Source organism: Paenibacillus tengchongensis (genome assembly GCF_008973665.1).
Classification (GTDB): domain Bacteria; phylum Bacillota; class Bacilli; order Paenibacillales; family Paenibacillaceae; genus Paenibacillus_AQ; species Paenibacillus_AQ tengchongensis.
In genome coordinates this window covers 1-18,552 of the sequence record NZ_WACP01000006.1, presented here as the reverse complement: position 1 = coordinate 18,552, position 18,552 = coordinate 1, and the positions used below count along the sequence as shown (strand labels likewise).

17 protein-coding genes are annotated in these 18,552 nt (G+C 54.7%); 14 read left to right on the top strand and 3 right to left on the bottom strand.

Features of this window, described 5'->3' with window-relative positions:
- Positions 1-506 precede the first annotated feature (506 nt).
- From miaB to F1381_RS28230, 11 genes are all read left to right on the top strand, one after another.
- Positions 507-2,114 carry a tRNA (N6-isopentenyl adenosine(37)-C2)-methylthiotransferase MiaB gene (gene miaB / locus F1381_RS11580; protein ID WP_151735018.1) on the top strand — a complete coding sequence of 536 codons (1,608 nt, stop codon included), beginning with the start codon at positions 507-509 and terminating at the stop codon, positions 2,112-2,114.
- A 24-nt stretch (positions 2,115-2,138) separates the two neighbouring features.
- Positions 2,139-2,591: a YlbF/YmcA family competence regulator gene (locus F1381_RS11575; RefSeq protein WP_151735017.1), complete on the top strand. Its 453-nt coding sequence runs from the start codon at positions 2,139-2,141 to the stop codon at positions 2,589-2,591.
- Between the two features lie 58 nt (positions 2,592-2,649).
- Positions 2,650-3,420 carry an NUDIX domain-containing protein gene (locus tag F1381_RS11570; protein ID WP_425495263.1) on the top strand — a complete coding sequence of 257 codons (771 nt, stop codon included), beginning with the start codon at positions 2,650-2,652 and terminating at the stop codon, positions 3,418-3,420.
- Between the two features lie 45 nt (positions 3,421-3,465).
- On the top strand, positions 3,466-4,008 hold the full coding sequence (locus F1381_RS11565) for a cysteine hydrolase family protein (protein ID WP_151735015.1): 543 nt from the start codon (positions 3,466-3,468) through the stop codon (positions 4,006-4,008).
- Positions 4,009-4,053: 45 nt separating this feature from the next.
- The gene (locus F1381_RS11560) at positions 4,054-5,505 is read left to right on the top strand and encodes a nicotinate phosphoribosyltransferase (protein ID WP_151735014.1); all 1,452 of its coding nucleotides are present in this window, start codon (positions 4,054-4,056) and stop codon (positions 5,503-5,505) included.
- Between the two features lie 238 nt (positions 5,506-5,743).
- A complete protein-coding gene (locus F1381_RS11555) occupies positions 5,744-6,973 on the top strand; it encodes a family 8 glycosyl hydrolase (RefSeq protein WP_151735013.1) in 1,230 nt (409 codons plus the stop codon).
- 446 nt (positions 6,974-7,419) lie between these two features.
- Entirely contained in the window at positions 7,420-8,439 is a 1,020-nt protein-coding gene (locus F1381_RS11550; RefSeq protein WP_246187998.1) for a 2-oxoacid:acceptor oxidoreductase family protein, read from the top strand.
- A gap of 26 nt (positions 8,440-8,465) precedes the next feature.
- Positions 8,466-10,772 carry a thiamine pyrophosphate-dependent enzyme gene (locus F1381_RS11545; protein ID WP_151735011.1) on the top strand — a complete coding sequence of 769 codons (2,307 nt, stop codon included), beginning with the start codon at positions 8,466-8,468 and terminating at the stop codon, positions 10,770-10,772.
- Between the two features lie 176 nt (positions 10,773-10,948).
- Positions 10,949-11,983, top strand: a complete 1,035-nt coding sequence (locus F1381_RS11540; protein ID WP_246187997.1) for an ROK family transcriptional regulator — start codon at positions 10,949-10,951, stop codon at positions 11,981-11,983.
- A gap of 11 nt (positions 11,984-11,994) precedes the next feature.
- Positions 11,995-13,200, top strand: a complete 1,206-nt coding sequence (locus F1381_RS28235; RefSeq protein WP_187355300.1) for an MFS transporter — start codon at positions 11,995-11,997, stop codon at positions 13,198-13,200.
- Positions 13,201-13,800, top strand: coding sequence for a DUF1349 domain-containing protein (locus F1381_RS28230; protein WP_187355299.1), 600 nt, complete (start codon positions 13,201-13,203; stop codon positions 13,798-13,800).
- 93 nt (positions 13,801-13,893) lie between these two features.
- On the opposite strand, the gene F1381_RS11530 is transcribed toward F1381_RS28230, so the two are convergent.
- On the bottom strand, positions 13,894-14,409 hold the full coding sequence (locus F1381_RS11530; protein ID WP_151735009.1) for a MogA/MoaB family molybdenum cofactor biosynthesis protein: 516 nt from the start codon (positions 14,407-14,409) through the stop codon (positions 13,894-13,896).
- Positions 14,410-14,608: 199 nt separating this feature from the next.
- Between F1381_RS11530 and F1381_RS11525 the strand changes: the two genes are divergently transcribed.
- From F1381_RS11525 to F1381_RS11515, 3 genes are all read left to right on the top strand, one after another.
- The gene (locus F1381_RS11525; RefSeq protein ID WP_151735008.1) at positions 14,609-15,628 is read left to right on the top strand and encodes a CobW family GTP-binding protein; all 1,020 of its coding nucleotides are present in this window, start codon (positions 14,609-14,611) and stop codon (positions 15,626-15,628) included.
- A gap of 97 nt (positions 15,629-15,725) precedes the next feature.
- Positions 15,726-16,073, top strand: a complete 348-nt coding sequence (locus F1381_RS11520; RefSeq protein WP_151735007.1) for a four-helix bundle copper-binding protein — start codon at positions 15,726-15,728, stop codon at positions 16,071-16,073.
- A 262-nt stretch (positions 16,074-16,335) separates the two neighbouring features.
- Complete coding sequence (locus tag F1381_RS11515) at positions 16,336-16,803, top strand: hypothetical protein (protein WP_151735006.1); 468 nt, start codon at positions 16,336-16,338, stop codon at positions 16,801-16,803.
- 84 nt (positions 16,804-16,887) lie between these two features.
- Here F1381_RS11515 and F1381_RS11510 read toward each other — a convergent pair whose 3' ends face one another.
- Positions 16,888-18,150 (bottom strand): winged helix-turn-helix domain-containing protein, encoded by a 1,263-nt coding sequence (locus F1381_RS11510; RefSeq protein ID WP_151735005.1) that lies wholly within the window; start codon positions 18,148-18,150, stop codon positions 16,888-16,890.
- Positions 18,151-18,378: 228 nt separating this feature from the next.
- Positions 18,379-18,552: transposase (locus F1381_RS11505; RefSeq protein WP_187355298.1), on the bottom strand; the 174-nt coding region annotated here is incomplete at its 5' end.

Below are 18,552 nucleotides of genomic sequence, written 5' to 3'. Positions count from 1 at the left end.
GTACCCCTTCGCTAGAATCAAGATAGTATTATAATTATAGCAACAATCCCCAGAAACGGAACGCAAAAACGCGTAAAATGTGGATTTTTGTAGAAATCTGTAACGATTGTGTAACGCACGCTTGGTAGAATGAGTTTGCATAACATGATCTGGGAGCGTGAAATACAGCAATGAGAATCTTTTTTTGCCTGGCCATCCGAAATCAGGAGCTCCGTAAGCCGGAACTCTGCCAGCCCGACCACCGCAAACCGGACATTAAGCCGGAAATCCGCAGCAGTCAAATGGAAATGCTCTATGTGAATTTTACACTTCAGCGTTAAATTTATATCATACATTTAATCTGGTTTGCGTCCGGGGCTTCCCCGGGCGTTTTTCTTTTACACCGCTTTTACGGTAAAGCTACGCTGGCCCGGCGAATAATGGAATGAACCTTATATATATGATATAATTTTATATTGATGCTTTTCTGTGAGATTACTAATTATGCTTGTAAAGGACTGAACTTCATGACAAAAGAGCATAACTCACCGGACTTAACATCCGGCCAGAGTGGCCATAAGGATTACTCCAAGTATTTCGATTTCTCCGATGCCAAGCTCATCAGTGAAGAGGAAGGCAAAACCACATACAGAATCAAAGGCCGCACTGTACAGATCAATTCCAACCCCGATTATAAAGAAGGCAAACGCCGGGGCAAGCAGAACGCCGAAGTCATTGACTTCGACAGTGACGAAACTGCGCATATGCTGGCGGATTTCCGGGAAATGAACCGCGGCAAGCAGCATTATTATCACATCGCGACCTACGGCTGCCAGATGAACGAGCATGACACTGAGACGATGAAAGGGCTATTGGAGCAGATGGGTTATTTGCCGGCTGAAGAGCGCAGCGAAGCGGATATTATTCTGCTCAATACTTGCGCCATCCGCGAGAATGCCGAAGATAAAGTGTTCGGTGAGCTGGGCCATCTCAAGAATCTGAAGCTGGAAAAGCCGGGGCTGCTGCTGGGGGTGTGCGGCTGCATGTCCCAGGAGGAAGGCGTGGTGAACCGGATCATGGCCAAGCACGGCTTTGTCGACATGATCTTTGGTACGCACAATATCCACCGTCTGCCGTATCTGGTCCAAGAAGCGCTGTTCAGCAAGGAGCTCGTAGTTGAAGTGTGGTCCAAGGAAGGCGACATCATCGAGAACCTCCCCAAGAAGCGGGAGGGAATGCGCGCCTGGGTGAACATCATGTACGGCTGTGATAAATTCTGTACCTACTGCATCGTTCCGTATACCCGGGGCAAGGAGCGCAGCCGCCGTCCGGAGGACGTTATTGCCGAAGTGCGGGAGCTCGCGCGGCAAGGGTTCAAAGAAGTGACCCTGCTCGGGCAGAACGTCAATGCTTACGGTAAGGATTTTACGGATCAGGATTATACGTTCGGCGATTTGATGGATGACCTGCGGCTGATCGATATCCCGCGTATCCGCTTTATGACCTCGCATCCGCGCGATTTCGACGATAAATTAATCGAAGTCTTGGGCAAGGGCGGCAATCTGACGGAGCATATCCATCTGCCGGTCCAATCGGGCAGCACGGCTGTACTCAAGAAGATGAGCCGCAAATACACGCGTGATTCCTATCTGGAGCTGGTGCGCAAGCTGAAGGCCAGCGTGCCGGGCGTCGTGCTTACTACCGACATCATTGTCGGCTTCCCGGGAGAGACCGAAGAGCAGTTCGAAGAGACCTTGTCGCTTGTCCGCGAAGTAGGCTATGATATGGCTTATACCTTTATTTACTCCCCGCGTGAAGGAACTCCGGCTGCAGGGATGGAGGATAACGTTCCCTATGAGGTGAAGAGTGAACGGTTGCGGAGATTAAACAAGCTGGTCAGCGAGCAAAGTCGGATCGGCAATGACCGCATGCTTGGTGAGGTTGTCGAGGTGCTGGTCGAGGGGGAGAGCAAGAATAACTCCGAAGTGCTCTCCGGCCGTTCCCGTGCCAACCAGCTGGTTCATTTCGAAGGGCCGAAGGAGCTGATCGGCAGCTTCGCACAGGTGCGGATTACCGACACCAAGACTTGGTATATTAAGGGCGAGTATGTGGCGGAAGCCGCTGCCGTGCTTTAATTGCCGGTGAAGGGGTGATATATGATGAGTGAGGAGAACATGCGTATGAAAGGCATTGATTATACAGCTGAAGGTGCCAGTGATTTAATAGAGCGCCAGGATATACTATCCAAAGCCCATGAATTGGCGGGTCTGATCTCGCGCAGCGAGGAAGTGCAGCAATTCCAGCAGGCCGAGTCCAAAATCCAGCGGCACGAACGGGTGCAGGGACTGATCGCGAAGATCAAGAAGAAGCAGAAGGAAATCGTAGCCTTTGAAAGCTTTGGCAATAAGAGTATGGTAGACAAAATCGAGCGCGAGATTGCGGAGATGCAGGCGGAAATCGACGGTATTCCGATTGTCGCCGAGTTTCAGCAGAGCCAAAGTGAGATCAATGATCTGCTGCAGCTGGTGATTTCGGCTATCAAGGATACCGTCTCGGAAAAAATCACCGTGGAAGCCGGTACCGAAAGTCCGCCCGCATCCTGCGGCGATTAATCCGGAAGGCGGCCCTGAAGACAGGCATTGAAAAAGCAGCGGTAAAGGATGGTCGATTGTGAGCGAAAATGAGAAGCAGCACTATAACGCCCAAAAATACCGGACACCGGACGGAGTGCCGGCTGATATTGTAATGTTTACACTAACCAAGCGCGAGCGGAAGACTGTCACCAAGACCCTGCCGCTGCGTGAGCTCAAGGTCATGCTCATCCGGCGGAAGAAATGGCCCTGTGCGGGCATGTGGGCGCTGCCGGGCGGGTTCTGCCAGGAAGACGAGTCCATTTATGACGCGGCTAAGCGCGAATTGAAGGAAGAGACCGGCGTTGACGGCGGTCATCTAGAATACTTAGGCGTATACAGTACGCCGGGGCGCGACCCGCGCGGCTGGATTATCAGCCATGCGTTCTTTGCGCTGGTGGAGGAATGGATGCTGGAGCAGCGGCAGGCCTCGGACGATGCGGGCGAAGTCGGGCTTTTCACTCTGCAGGAAGCACTGGAGGAGTTGGAGCTGGCTTTTGACCACCGGGAGATCATTACGGATGCCTATCTGCGGATTCAGCAGCAAATGCTGCAAACGACGATCGCCCGGCAGTTCCTGCCGCGGCATTTCACATTGAGCGAGCTGTACCAGGTCATCCAGACGGTGGTGCCGGAATTTAAGGAGCCGAACTTTATCCGTAAAATCACTTCCACGCGCTCCCGCCAGGGCATTCTGAAAGAGGTGCGGGACGAAGCGGGGAATCCGCTCAGCTCCAACCAATATTCCCAGCGGCCTGCCCAGCTCTATATGTTCACCGATCATGAGCCGTTGTTATCGATTTATACCTGATTCCGGCATTCCAGTAACAGGCCTATTTCAAGGAGGGTTTACGCCATGCGAGCGTTGATCGTGATTGATTTCACTAATGATTTTGTCGACGGCAGCCTGCCGGTCGGACAGCCTGCGGTAGACATCGCCCCGCGGATTAGCGAACTGACGGAGGCGTTCGTGAAGAACGGCGATTATGTCGTAATGGCGGTCGATTTGCATGAGGAAGGAGATCCGTATCATCCGGAGAGCAAGCTGTTTCCGCCGCATAACCTGCGCGGAAGCCGGGGGCGCGAGCTGTACGGTCAGCTGAAGGATGTGTACGAAGCACATCATGACTCTATGTACTGGATGGACAAAACACGCTACAGCGCCTTCAGCGGTACGGACCTGGAGCTTAAGCTGCGTGCCCGCGGCATTACCGAACTGCACCTGATTGGGGTCTGCACGGATATTTGTGTGCTGCATACCGCGGTGGATGCATACAACAAGGGCTTTGAAATCATCATACACGAAGACGCCGTCGCCAGCTTTAATCCGCAGGGCCATGAGTGGGCGCTCGGACATTTCCGCGGCAGCCTGGGCGCAGCAGTAGTGAAGGCAGAATAAATACGACATGAAGCGCCGTTCGGCGAAGAGACAGGAGCTGAAGTTTTGAGGAAGGAATTTGCGCTGCATACCGACAAATATCAGATCAATATGATGTACGCCCACTGGGTGAACGGCAGCCACAAGCGCAAGGCGGTGTTCGAGGCTTATTTCCGCAAGCTGCCGTTCGGCAACGGATTTGCCGTCTTCGCGGGGCTGGAACGCATTGTTCAATATATAGTGGGCCTGCGTTTTTCCGAAGAGGATGTCCGCTATTTGTCGGAGCAGGAGGAGAACTATGCGCCGGCGTTTCTGGAGGAGCTGCTGCAGTTTCACTTCCAGGGCACCATCCACTCGATGAAAGAGGGGGCGCTGGTGTTCCCGGATGAGCCGCTAATCCGCGTGGAAGGCACCATTATGGAAGCGCAACTGGTGGAAACGGCGATTCTGAATTTTATGAACTACCAAACACTGATCGCCACCAAGGCTTCGCGCATTAAGCAGGTAGCACCGGACGACATTCTGCTGGAGTTCGGCACCCGGCGCGCACAGGAGGCGGATGCCGCAGTGTGGGGTGCACGCGCGGCCTATGTCGGCGGCTTCCATGCCACCTCCAACATGCTGGCCGGCAAAATGTTCGGCATCCCTACCAAGGGCACGCATGCCCATTCATGGGTGCAGAGCTTCGGCAGCGAGCAGGAGGCGTTTGATACCTATGCACGGGTACTGCCGGATAATGTAACGCTGCTGGTGGATACGTTCGATACGCTGCGCAGCGGGGTGCCGCATGCGATACACACCGCCAAGCAGCTGGAAGCGCAGGGCAAACGGATGAACGCCATCCGCCTGGACAGCGGTGACCTGGCCTACCTGTCGCGCCAGGCGCGTAAAATGCTGGATGACGCCGGACTGGACTATGTGAAGATCGTCGCCTCCAATGATCTGGACGAGAATACAATCATGAACCTGAAAGCCCAAGGAGCGGCCATCGATACCTGGGGTGTCGGCACACAGCTGATTACCGCTTCCGACCAGCCATCGCTGGGAGGAGTGTACAAGCTGGTTGAGATCGAATCGGCGGAAGGCGAGATGATTCCGACGATCAAGATCTCCTCCAATCCGGAGAAGGTCTCGACCCCCGGCAAGAAAGAGGTGTTCCGGATTGTCGGCACCCACGGCAAGGCGCTGGCCGATTATATCAGCTATCCGGAGGACACGGCTCCGCGCAGCGGCGCCCGGCTGAAGCTGTTTAACCCGCTTCATCCGTATTTGAAGAAGAATGTGGACCGTTATGAGGCGCTTCCGATGCTGGAGCCGATCTTTGTGAACGGCTTTCAGGTCTACAAATTGCCGGAGCTGGAGGAAATCCGCCGCTACCATGAGCAGCAGCTGGATTTGTTCTGGCCGGAATACCTGCGTATCCTCAATCCGGAGGTCTACCGGGTGAACCTGAGCGAGCAGGTCTGGGACCGCAAACAGCGGCTGATCGCCGAGCATATGCAGCAGGACATGGAATAGCATAACAGGAAATACGAGCTGCAAAAGCTGTTCTTCTACAAGGTTATCTAACCTTTGGAAGAGCAGCTTTTTTTGTTTATTTCGGGTCAATACGGAGCGGGGGCTAATGTTATTGACAGTGGAGATATGGAATAATATATTAAATATGCTTTAAAATACTATTTTTTTCAGCCGGTGAGGTGATGTTTCGTCCTGTCCGTATTGTTGCAGCACCAATAATGCTAAGGAGTGAAGATGGATGAAAAAGCCTGGGAAGCTCAAATGGGGTGGAAAAAGCATGTTGGCCTTCTGTCTGGCACTGTTTCTTCTGCCGGCAGGGTCCGCTTTTGCCGCTGTAAACAAACCGTTTCCGCAGCATACAACCTACACGGCCGGCACTATCAAACCCAATCATGTAACGCAGACCGCCATGGATAATGCCGTCAAGACCAAATGGGATGCCTGGAAAGCAGCGTATTTGAAGCCCGCCGGGACCGGCAAATATTATGTCAAATACAATTCGGCGGGGGAGACCGTATCGGAGGCGCATGGCTACGGCATGCTGTTTACGGTGCTTATGGCCGGATACGACGGCAGCGCCCAGACCTATTTCAATGGATTATATAACTATTATACAGCCCATCCCAGTTCGATTAACCCTTACTTAATGGCTTGGAAGCAGAACAGCAGCTTTCAGAATATAGAAGGCGAAGATTCGGCTGCGGACGGGGATATGGATATTGCCTATTCGCTGCTGCTTGCCCATAAGCAGTGGGGCAGTACGGGAACGGTGAACTATCTGCAGGCTGCCACGAACATTATCAATGCGATTATGAACAGTGATATTAACCAGACCCAGTGGACGATCCGTCTCGGCGACTGGGCTTCCAGCGGGACTTATAATACGGCGACCCGGACTTCGGATTTCCTGCTGAATCATTTAAAAGGCTTTAAGGCCGCTATGGGTGATGCCCGCTGGCAGAATGTTATCGACAAGACATACAGCATCATAGGCAGTCTGTATTCCGGATACAGCTCCACAACCGGATTGCTGCCGGACTTTTCGGTATACTCCGGCGGGGTATATAAACCGGCTGCAGCCAACTTCCTTGAGGATGCCAATGACGGGCACTATAATTACAATGCCTGCCGCACACCATGGCGGATTGCAACCGACTATTTAATCACCGGTGATAACCGCGCACTGGCCCAGCTGACGCAGCTTAACAGCTGGATCAAGACCAAGACGGGGAGCGCCCCGGCCAATATTGTGGATGGCTACAAGCTGAACGGAACCACTTTCGGGAGCTATAACAGCGGAGCCTTCTATGCACCCTTTGGCGTCAGCGCTATGATTTCTCCCTCCAACCAGAGCTGGCTGAATGCGCTGTGGACCCATACGGCCGGAAGCGGCGCCGAGGATTATTATGAGGACAGCATCAAGCTGTTCTCCATGCTGGTGATGTCGGGAAACTGGTGGGCATATTAAGCGTAGTCTCTTAACAGATCAAGGTACTCGTAGAGCGTATCCCGCCGGCCTGCAGGCCGGCGGGTATTTGTCATGGGAAGGCTCCGGCCTGCTCCTGCCAGATGCGAAACTAGTGATTTTTATCATGAGTAAATGTGATAAATTTAACATCTTAATTTTTAATATTACGGCTTAATTAAAGTTGACAACCGTTCAACAATTCATTGGGAACTGCCGGATTACACATAATGTTCATATTCTGCAGAGTGGATGGCAGCATTCCTGCTTATGAAGTAACGTCACTCTGTCGCATATAAATAAAACAATAAAAATCCATAAATAATTGTGATTCCCAATGAGTGGATAATGCAAGATTTATCACTTCGCGGCAGGGTGAATCAAGTTACAATCGTTGAAAAAGTCAAAAGGATGTTATTCTACTTGACACTATGAAAGGGGTTATGTCGGTGGTACATTTACCAAAAGTTAACGCGCTCGGCTTCTTCGAGATCCGCCTGGAGTCCATTGGCGGTCTGGGGGCCAACCTGGCCGGCAAGATGCTCGCGGAAGCAGGAGTAGTCGGAGCCGGCCTGAACGGCGTCAGCTTCTCATCCTACGGCTCAGAGAAGAAGGGGTCGCCGGTTAAGGCGCATATCCGGTTCTGTGATTTAAACACACATATCCGCGATACTTCTCCGGTGGAACGGCCGCATGTCGTCGGAGTATTCCATGAAGCGCTGGCCAAGACCGTCAACGTCACCAGCGGAATTACGGAAGAAAGCACCGTTCTCGTGAATTCGGCCAGGACGCCGGAGGAACTGAAGGAGCTGCTTAAGCTGAAGGCTGGCACGCTCGCGGTGATTGACGCAACAAGCATTGCGCTCAAAGAGAAGAACCGGGTAAATATGGCGATGCTCGGAGCTTTGTTCCGGCTCTGCCCGTTCCTGGACACCGAGACGATGAAGGGCGTCATCGAGAAGTCTCTCGGCAAGAAGTATCCGCAGGCGGTTGAATCGGCAATCCGGACCTTTGAGCGCGGATATAATGAAGTACAGTTTATGCATTTTGATCTGCCGGCAGGAGAAAGCATGCCCGAATATGTGCGTTCCGACCTGTCTCCGCTCGGCTATGAGACTCAGCCGATGGGCGGCTCGATCGTCAATCCGGGCAGCACCTTCCTGAAGAACCTGAGCATCTCGCGCTCGGGTATGCTCCCGGCATATGAGCAAGAATCCTGCATCAATTGCGCGCAGTGCGATACCGTCTGCCCTGACCAGTGCTTTGTCTGGGAGGAGCGGCTGGACCGCAAGGGCCGTTCGCAGATGTTCCTGCTGGGCATCGATTATCAATACTGCAAAGGCTGCCTGAAATGCGTAGGCGCCTGCCCGACCTCGGCGCTCTCCAGTATGCGCGAGCAGGAAGGCTATGCAGATGCCCATACGGTCCGCCACACGTTCGATCTTGCGGATCTTGTGGCCCAGTCCTAAACTCCCGGAGAAAGGTGGAATGAAGAGTGGCTATCGATTATGAAAAAGAAATAGGCTCCGCCCAGGTGGAGCAGAAATTCCTGTATGAGTCCGGCAACGAAATGGCTGCCTATGCGGCTCATCAGATCAATTACCATGTGATGGGTTATTTCCCGATCTCCCCTTCCACGGAGGTTGCACAGTTTCTCGATACGATGAAAGCAGCCGGACAGCACGACATCATGCTGGTTCCTTCCGACGGCGAGCACAGCTCAGCCGGGATCTGTTACGGTGCCGCTACCGCCGGCGGACGCGTATTCAATGCGACCAGCGCCCAAGGATATATGTTCATGCTGGAGCAGCTGCCTGTACAGGCCGGCACCCGGATGCCGATGGTCATGAACCTGATCTGCCGGTCGATTTCCGGGCCGCTGAACATTCACGGCGATCATTCGGATTTGTACTTCGCGCTCAATACCGGCTGGCCGATTCTGATGTGCCGCGATCCCCAGTCTGTCTATGACATGAACCTGATGGCGCTCAAGCTGGCCGAGCATGCCAAGGTCCGCCTGCCGGTGATGGTAGCGTCCGACGGCTATTTCACCTCCCACCAGAAACGCCGCGTGCAGGCATTCGCCCACCGTGCGGATGTGCATAAATTCGTCGGTGAACAACCGCCTGCCGGCTTCACCGATACCCTGGACCGCAACAATCCGGTTACGGTCGGGCCTTACATGAACGAGCCGGATTATATCAACAACCGTTATCAGCAGTCGGTGGCAATGTACAATGCGGGTGAGGTGTTCGAGGAGATTGCCGAAGAATTCGCGCAGTTAACCGGGCGCCATTATCCGCTGCTGGAGCAGTACCGGATGGAGGATGCCGACGTAGCCGTCTTCCTGATGAACTCCGCTTCAGAGATCATTAAGGACGTTGTGGACCAGCTGCGCCTGCAAGGGATTAAAGCCGGAGCCATCTCTCCGAACATGATCCGTCCGTTCCCGCAGAAGCAGATTGCGGAAGCGCTGAAGAACGTCAAAGCCATCACTGTTGGCGACCGTGCGGACTCGGTCGGCGGACACGGCGGCAACATGGTCAACGAAATCAAGGCTGCATTGTTCACATATGGTAATACAACGACCAAGGTTATCAGCCGGATTTACGGTCTGGGCGGCAAGGACTTCTACGCCGAAGACGGCCATGCTTTCTTCCAACTGGCCATGGACGCTGTGGTTGCCGATAAAGTCGAGGTTCCGTTCGATTATTACGGCCACAATCCGGGCGAACCGGACAAGGCGCCGAAGCGGCTGCTGAAGCCGATGGATTTTGATGCGCTCAAGACCGGCCTCATCACCGTAACCCGCAATGAAGAGACCGGCAAGCTGAGCGTTAAGGTTCCGCCGGTGCGCAGCCTGATGAAGAAGCCGAGACGGCTCTCGCCGGGACACGGCGCCTGCCCGGGCTGCGGGATCTTCTCCGGCCTGGAGCTTTTCTTCAGAGGGATTGAAGGCGATATTGTGGCGCTGTATCATACAGGCTGCGCGATGGTTACCACCACCGGCTACCCGTATTCGGCGCATAAATCGACATTTATTCACAACCTCTTCCAGAACGGGGCGGCTACGCTTTCCGGCGTAGTGGAAATGTTCTGGGAACGCAAACGCCGCGGCGAGCTGGACGGACTGGGACTGAAGGATGATTTCACCTTCGTCATGGTTACCGGCGACGGCGGGATGGATATCGGCATGGGACCGGCCATCGGTGCAGCACTGCGCGGCCACAAGATGATTATCGTCGAGTATGATAACGAAGGGTATATGAATACCGGTGCTCAGCAGTCGTATTCCACGCCTCTCGGCCACCGTACTTCGACCTCCAGCATCGGCAAGACGCAGCAGGGTAAAGTCACCCAGCACAAGGATACCGCCCAGATTATGGCTGCGGCCAATGTGCCTTATGTCTTTACCGGCTGCGAGGCGTATCCGCAGGATCTGCTGAAGAAAGCCGCCAAGGCCCAGTGGTACGCCCAGAATGAAGGCATGGTCTACGGTAAAATTCTGATCGCCTGCCCACTGAACTGGATGACCGAGGACAAGGATGGCACCGAACTGGTGTCGAGGGCGGTAGAGTCCTGCTTCTTCCCGCTGTATGAAGTGGAACAGGGCGTTACTACACTGACCTATGATCCGGAAGCCAAAGACAAACGCATCGACGTGTCTGAATGGCTGAAGGGGATGGGCAAGACCCGCCACCTGCTGAAGCCGGAGAACGAGGAGGCTCTGACGAATTTCAGAAACGAAGTCCAGCGCCGCTGGACCCGTCTGAAGGCTAAGCACGAGCATCCGGATCTGTAAGACAGTATCGCCCGACGAACTAATCTCTAATTCATCTTCAACCCGGCAGGTGGCTGCCGGGTTGTTTGCTTTATGTCCGTGTTCTAAGAATCTGAGCATAATTATGCCGCTAAAAGAGCTATACTCAGGAAAAAAATATTTAATAAAACACTTTAATAAAGTATTATAGAATAGAGGTGAAGGAAGTGGAGAATATCGGCGGTAATGCCCTGGTCATCAGGGAGGTCAATATGAATCTGGTTAGGCGGTGCCTGAAGGAGCAGGGGCAGGCAACCAAACGGCAGATTGCCGAAAGCACGGGGCTCAGCATTGTTACAGTAGGTACCGTGCTCCAGCACCTGCTTCAGGAACGGGAGGTGCTGGAGACCGGGTTAGTATCCTCAATGGGCGGCAGGCCGGCGCAGCAGTACGCGTACAACGATGAGCACCGGCTTGCGCTGGTGCTGTTCCCGCTAGAGCGGGCGGGGAAACGCTATATTCACAGCAATGTCGTTTCGCTTACCGGGCGCAGCCTGACTAAGACCGATACGGTGGTGGCGGAAATCAATCTGCCGGCTTTTGAAGCGGTTATCGATGAGCTGCTTATGCAGTTTCCCGCCGTCGCTGCGCTGGGTATCGGACTGCCCGGTACCGAAAGCGAGGGTAAAATGGCGGTATCCGACTATGAATCCCTGCGGGATGTGGCGGTAACCGGGCATTTCCGGGCGCGGTATCACCTGCCGGTAATCATTGAGAACGATGTCAATGCGGCCGTAACCGGTTATTGCCGCAGAATGAACAAGCCGGCAGAGGCGGCCGTCGTCTATTTGTACTTTCCGGACCGCTTTCCGCCGGGAGCGGGAATTGTTCTGGGCGGCAGGCTGTACCGGGGCCCGCGCGGCTTCGCCGGTGAAATTGCCGGTATTCCGCTTGGCGCCGCCTGGGGGCCTGAGCTTTACGCTTCTCCTGCCGGGCTGACCGAAGCGGTCGCGAAGCTGGTAATCGCGCTCAGCGGTGTTCTGAATCCCGATGAAGTGGTGCTGAACGGCAGCTTCATCACGCCGGGAATGCTGGACGAAGTAAAGGCCATCTGTTCCGCGTTGCTGCCGCCAGCAATGGTGCCGCAACTGCTGCTGGTACAGGATTTTGCCGCGGATTATGTCCAGGGCATGATTGTCCAGACTTTGCATACACTGGAGCCCCATGTGCAATTAACTAAATCTAAAGCTTAGGTGGTTTTGAAGTGGCAACTTTTTTTCTGATTATCATTTATTTAGCTTTTATCAGTCTCGGATTGCCCGACTCCATGCTCGGCTCAGCCTGGCCGGTGATGCGTCTTGATTTCGGTGCGCCGGTCGATCGGGCCGGGGTGCTCTCGGTCATTGTCATCAGCGGCACCATTATTTCCAGCTTGCTCAGCGACCGGGTGCTGAAGCGGTTCGGCACCGGGCCGGTTACCTTTGTCAGCGTGGCTGTAACGGCATTGGCGCTGCTCGGTTATGCGTACTCCCCCTCGATCTGGTGGCTGGCGGTGCTGGCGCTTCCGCTGGGTCTGGGCGGCGGCTCGATCGACGTTGGGCTGAATAACTATGTGTCGACCCATTATAAAGCCCATCACATGAGCTGGCTGCACTGCTTCTGGGGCATCGGGGCCATGCTGGGACCTGTTATCATGTCGGGTTATATCTCGTCTGGTGAATCGTGGCGGAGCGCCTTCCTGACGGTCAGTCTGATCCAGTTCGGGCTGGTGGTCCTGCTGTTCTTTACACTGCCGCTGTGGAAGCGTGCGGAAGCAGGCGGGGTCCAAGCGGCAAGCGAAGGAGGCGGAGCGGCGGCCGAGCCGCGTGCGGAGCCTCCGGCCGGGGGGATACTCAGGCTGAAGGGCGTCAAGCTGGCGCTGGTTACCTTCATGTTCTACAGCGGCGTGGAAGCGACGCTTGGCCTCTGGGGCAGCAGCTTTCTGGTCAATGCGAAGGGTCTGTCTGCTGCAACTGCGGCGGGCTGGGTATCTTTATATTATGGAGGCATTACAGCAGGCCGGTTTGTGGCCGGGTTCATTACGTTTAAATTATCCAACCGGGCCTTGATCCGCATCGGGCTACTGGTCACCCTCGCCGGTGCGCTGGTCCTGGCCCTGCCGCTGCCGGCGGTATTCTCGCTGATCGGGTTTATTCTGATCGGTCTCGGCCTCGCGCCGATCTTCCCGAGTCTGCTGCATGAAACGCCGGCCCGGTTCGGCAAAGAGAACTCGCAGAAAATTATCGGTTACCAAATGGCGTTTGCCTATACCGGCGGGGCCATTCTGCCGCCGCTGCTCGGGTGGATTGCCGGGCGAACCACATTCATGATTCTGCCGCTGGCCATGCTCGGATTTACGGTAATTATGCTGCTCAGCTCGGAGAAGATTAATCAGCTGATAAATAAACGAAATCAGAAGGAGGCCGTATAGATGAAAATTGTGGATTGGCAAAGCGGCAATTGGACTAACGAGCCGGTGTCCTGCCGTGAAGTTGCAGAGGGCTTTGCGGTGGAAGCCGTGCAAGGCAGCGATTATTGGCAGACCACTTTGTACGGCTTCCGGCACGGTGACGGACATGCGCTGCTTGTCCCCTGGGAAGAGGAAGCGGCCGCTGAGGTCAGCTTCTCTACTCGGGGCTTCAGCGGCCTCTACGATCAGGCCGGAATCATGCTGTGGCACAGCGGTACAGTCTGGATCAAGGCCGGAATTGAAATCAATGACGGAGTGCCGCATCTAGGTGCGGTTGTCACAGACGGTTACTCGGACTGGTCGCTTTCGCCCGTCCCGGAGTGGGCTGGGAAAGAGATTACCCTGCGCGCGTCGCGGATGAAGGATGCCGTAATAATCCGGGCGAGAGCGGAAGGTGAAGGGTGGCGGACGATCAGAGTGGCGTGTCTGCAGCCAAGTACCGGTTGGCAGGCGGGACCGATGGTCTGTGCGCCGACCCGTTCCGGACTTGAGGTCACCTTTACCCGCTGGGTCTTTACCGCTCCGGATACCGATTTGCATGAGGATCCGCCGGAAACTTGATGATTCTGAACTTTCGAAGAGAAACCGCCCCGATCATATATTGATTGGGGCGGTTTACTTGTCGAGGAAGAATGAACAGCAGTCTAGCCGCCGCTACTCCCGCTTGTAGATTTCACGCATAACATGCCTAAGCTCGGGAATGATCAGCCGCTCCATCGCCAGCTTGATTGCGCCGGTCGAGCCGGGCATGGAGAAGACCGCCGTGCTGCCGATGGTGCCGGCAATGGCCCGGCTAAGAATTGCGGCGGAGCCGATATCCTCGGTAAAGCTGAGCAGCCGGAAAATTTCTCCGAAGCCGGGCAGCACCTTATCCAGCAGGGAGGCTACCGCTTCATACGTGGTATCCCGCGGTGAAATGCCGGTCCCGCCCGTCAGCAGAACGGCTTCGATGCCGGAATGAACAGAGCACTTGTAGACCAGCTCGCGGATCTCTTCATAATCGTCTTTGACGATGGACCGCCCCTGTACGATATAGCCTGCTTCTTCAAGCAGGCTTTGCAGCAGGGCGCCGCCGGAATCGGTCTCCATGGTGCGCGTGTCGGATACGGTAATAATATGACAAGTTACAGTCTTCGGCGCTTCGCGCCGGTGTTCATCGGTGGAGGACATGCGGACCAGCTCCTTTTTCGAATAGGTAATGTTCCTCAAGCGATACAATCATTCTTTCCATCATAGGGGATGACTGAAGCAAAGACAAGCACCCGAAGAATACGCCGGCTTTTGAGCGCCCTGCCCGTGACGCCTTGCATGCAGTTCCGACTTGTAGTACACTCGCTACCATACCGAAAGTGCAAGGGGAGAGATGAAGATGGAACAGGCTGTACCGGTTTACATATTATCGGGGTTTCTGGGGAGCGGCAAAACGACGCTGCTGAAGCGTCTGCTGGACCATTGGCAGGACAATGGGCTGCAGCCTGCTGTAGTGATGAATGAGCTGGGAGAAGTGAACCTGGACGGATTAATCGTGGAGCAGACGGTGCCGATGGCCGAACTGCTCGGCGGCTGCATTTGCTGTTCGATCCGCGGAGATCTTAGCACAGAGCTGGCTACCCTGATTAAGAAGGAATCACCCGATGTCGTCGTGATTGAAGCGACCGGCGCCGCCAACCCGCTGGAAATCGTCGATGCGGTCACGGAAATTTCCCTGTACCAGCGGGTGGAGCTGAAAGGGCTTCTTACCGTCGTTGATGCCGCTCATTTACTGGAATTGTACCGCGAGCAGCAAGGCGCCACTTACCGGCTGATGCAGGAGCAGATCCGCTGCGCTTCCCTGTTGATTCTGAATAAAACCGACCGGGTAACGGCTGCGGAAGCTTCCGAGATTACGGAGATTGTGCGCAAATGGAATGCTTATGCCGAAATTTTGCCCGCGGTCCGCTGCGATCTTCCAGTAGAAGAGTTGCTGGCCAAAATCGGCGGAGCGCACAGCGAATTTACTGCGGAGAAACAGACTGAAGATATGGCGGATTCCGCCGGAGGGCAGAAGGCGGGGGAGCAGCTACATCAATCTCACGACCACGTTATGGCTTATACGCATTACTTCCGTCAGGCGGTCAACAGCGAGGAATTTGAACAGTTTGTCAAAGAGCTGCCGCGCGACGTATACCGGGCCAAGGGGATCGTGACCTTTAGCGATACGCCGAGCCGTTTTCTGTTTCAGTATGCCTACCGGGAAGCTGATTTTATGAAAATCACCCCTCAGGGCGATGTGCCGGATGTAGCCGTATTTATTGGCGAGCACTTCTCCTCTTCAGAGCTGCGCCGCCGGCTGCTTGAGCTGGAGAAACGGCTGATCGCGCGTCCGTCCCGGATTAAACGCAGCCTTTAGACTTAAGCCGGGTGCGGTGAGGGCAATGGTTCGTTTTCAGGCAGGCAGGTTAATACATAGGCATAACCTATCATAAATTGCAGGAGGATAAAGGCTTATGACCCGAATTCATTACCAGGAATGCATTGACGCTTGCATCAGATGTATGAACGCCTGTAACTACAGCTATGTCTCCAGCCTGAAAGAATATGACCTGGCCGCGCTGCGCGAGAGTATCCGGCTGGACCGTGAATGTGCGGATATCTGTTCTTTCGCCGTCCAGGCAATGACCCGGCAAAGCCCGTTTGTGGTGGAAATTCTGCGCCTCTGCGCCGAAATTTGCGAACGCTGTGCGGAAGAGAGCGCCCGTCATGAGCTTACGCACTGTCATGAATGCATTGAAGCCTGCCGCAATGCCGCTATGGCCTGCCGTCTGATCAGCGGTGCGGTAGAGGTGTACGCTTAAGAAACTCATTGGCGGAAACCTCCGCAGCAATGATAAATAACCAGAGCCATGCAGTAGTGTAATCTGCTGGGTTCTGGTTTTTTTATGTTGACGGGAAGAGGAGATAGCCTGCCGGCCGGCGAAATACATGGAGAACAATGTTTCTGTGTCACGCTCAGGAAGCCAGCACCTCTGGATGACTCCGGATGAACTTTATATACATAGAGCAGGAGCCGTTCTCCTGGAACTGAAGAGGAGAGCGGATCTTAAAGGGGGAGGAAGGATGAAGGATACACAAATACCTGAGAGTGAGCAATCCAAAGAGCTGTTTGCTTATTTCGGCCTCGCGGTGTACTACTGTCAGGCGCTGGAACAACAATTGACCAATCTGCTGCTGCTTAGCAAGCTGTCGCAGGGACAGACATTGTCTGAAGCGGATCTGGCCGAATTATACCAGCGAAAGCTCAGTAATTCACTCGGCCAGCTCATCAAAGAAATCCAGCATCATTTTCCGTTCTCGGAGGAGGAGACGCGTCAGCTGCAGTCGGTCTGGAAGCAGCGCAATCATATCGTCCACGATTATTTCAAGGAGCGCATCCAGCAGACATTCACTCCGGCGGGCAGGGCCCAGATGATCCGCGAGCTTAAGCGTTTCAAGAATAAAGCGAGAAGGCTGGAAGTCAAACTTCAAAGCTATAGCACAGATATGTATATCAAGCTGGGCATTGAAGAAGAGTCCATCATGAAGTAGGAAGCCGTAAGCTGGCACATCAACGTAAATCCACACTACCACAAGAAACAACGCCCGCAGAACTCATCCGCTGCGGGCGTTGTTCTATTGAGGAGCCCCAGCCGGTCCCTGCTTCAGGGCTTTGTCTAGTTTGCCAAGCTTGTTCTGCCTGACAATCCCGGGTGCGAAGACGACTGCTGTGGCTCTGGTGCAGCGGGCGAGCGATTGCAGGGCTGCGCTGAGCAGAGGCGCCATGCCGTCATCCAGCGCTTCGTTCGGCTCCCACCACCAGCCGGCGATGGTCAAGATGCCGCTCTTCTTGTTCATGACCGGCTCCAGTCTGGCCACGAACCTGTCGCCATACAGCAGCGGCAGGACATAATACCCGTATTCGCGTTCGGCGGCAGGCTTGTATACCTCCCAGCGGTACGTGAAGCCGAACAATTGAGCGACCAGTTCCCGCTCCCACAGCAGATTATCCAGCGGAGCCAGCACGGCGGCACAGCCGGACTCAGACGCAGTATCCGCTTGCGCCCCCATGACGGCTTCCAGTTCCGCTGCATCCTCGGTGCGGATATAAAGCGGCTGCTTAAGACCTTCCACACGGACCTCACGTACAAGATCACGCTGCAGCAGCCGCAGAATGGCCGCCGTACGCTCCTTGCTCTTCAGATCGGCAATGCCCAGCCATCCGTCGCCGGATTTGTTCCATAACAGGCCGATACTGCCGATACGCCGCAGCACATACCAGTCCTGATACTCCACTTCGGTCGGGATGGGGTCTGCAGCCTGGATGATGCTCTCCGGTAGCAGCTTCGCGCTGAAGTCATAGTAACGGCGTGTATTGACACGGTGATGCACGGCCAGCTCACCCCAGAAATACATGCTCTCCATGGCTGCCCGCGATACCCGGGCCGGTGCCCAGGCCCAGTCCATCTTCTCCTTACCTTCCAGGTCCAGCGAGGAGAGCGGACCGCGCAGCCTCAATTCCCGGCGGACTTGCTCCGCCGTTGCCAACAACAGTTCGTTACCCCCGTATCTCCGGTAAGCTCTGTCTCTGTAACGCCGGAAGTATGGCCAATCCTCCGTGCTATAAATCGACATGTTCTTATCCCAGCCGTCGATCAGATCCCGGTCCTGGTACAGCAGCTCGTAGGCCATCTCCGGGAGAAAACCGGATACCCGCGCCTGAAGCACAAGCTCATGATTATGTCCGGCGATGTTCAGCGGATCATACTGGATACAGCCGACATGGCGGACATATTGCCGGATGCCTTCCTTGCCTGCCGGCAGGCTGCCGGGCAGCAGCCGCTGATGGCGCAGCAGAAATTGCCTGGCCTGCTGTTTATCGATCTCATAACTGGGCATAACAAGCCACTCCGTTCTTATGTATGATTATTCCATTATATAGAACGGATGTTCTGAATTCAAGCAGGAAGAATAAACCCAACCGATATACGCCATATACGGATTCCGCTGCAAAATAAAAGAGCCTGGATAACCAGGCTCTCAGATTGTCGAGAAACCCAGGTCATTCAAAGACCCTGGGTTTCTTTTGTGTTCCAAAGTTGGCCTACGAGCTGGAAAACGAGGGGGTTATCCCCGTTTTTCCTGGCGATCCAGGTGGATCGCCATCTTCTTCATGTTCTGCACGGCTGCCGTCATCAGTGCTTGTTCCCTGACGTTCGGCAGTCCGCGCAACCGGCAATAGCGAAACCCATGGAGCTCTTTAGCATCCGCGAAGCTTCGCTCAATCGTTTCTTTTCGTTT

Coding starts and splice junctions, on each gene's coding strand:
- F1381_RS11520 (WP_151735007.1), top strand. CDS start 15,726: ATGACCCGAATTCATTACCAGGAATGCATTGACGCTTGCATCAGATGT.
- F1381_RS11575 (WP_151735017.1), top strand. CDS start 2,139: ATGAGTGAGGAGAACATGCGTATGAAAGGCATTGATTATACAGCTGAA.
- miaB (WP_151735018.1), top strand. CDS start 507: ATGACAAAAGAGCATAACTCACCGGACTTAACATCCGGCCAGAGTGGC.
- F1381_RS11565 (WP_151735015.1), top strand. CDS start 3,466: ATGCGAGCGTTGATCGTGATTGATTTCACTAATGATTTTGTCGACGGC.
- F1381_RS28230 (WP_187355299.1), top strand. CDS start 13,201: ATGAAAATTGTGGATTGGCAAAGCGGCAATTGGACTAACGAGCCGGTG.
- F1381_RS11525 (WP_151735008.1), top strand. CDS start 14,609: ATGGAACAGGCTGTACCGGTTTACATATTATCGGGGTTTCTGGGGAGC.
- F1381_RS11555 (WP_151735013.1), top strand. CDS start 5,744: ATGAAAAAGCCTGGGAAGCTCAAATGGGGTGGAAAAAGCATGTTGGCC.
- F1381_RS11530 (WP_151735009.1), bottom strand. CDS start 14,409: ATGTCCTCCACCGATGAACACCGGCGCGAAGCGCCGAAGACTGTAACT.
- F1381_RS11510 (WP_151735005.1), bottom strand. CDS start 18,150: ATGCCCAGTTATGAGATCGATAAACAGCAGGCCAGGCAATTTCTGCTG.
- F1381_RS11515 (WP_151735006.1), top strand. CDS start 16,336: ATGAAGGATACACAAATACCTGAGAGTGAGCAATCCAAAGAGCTGTTT.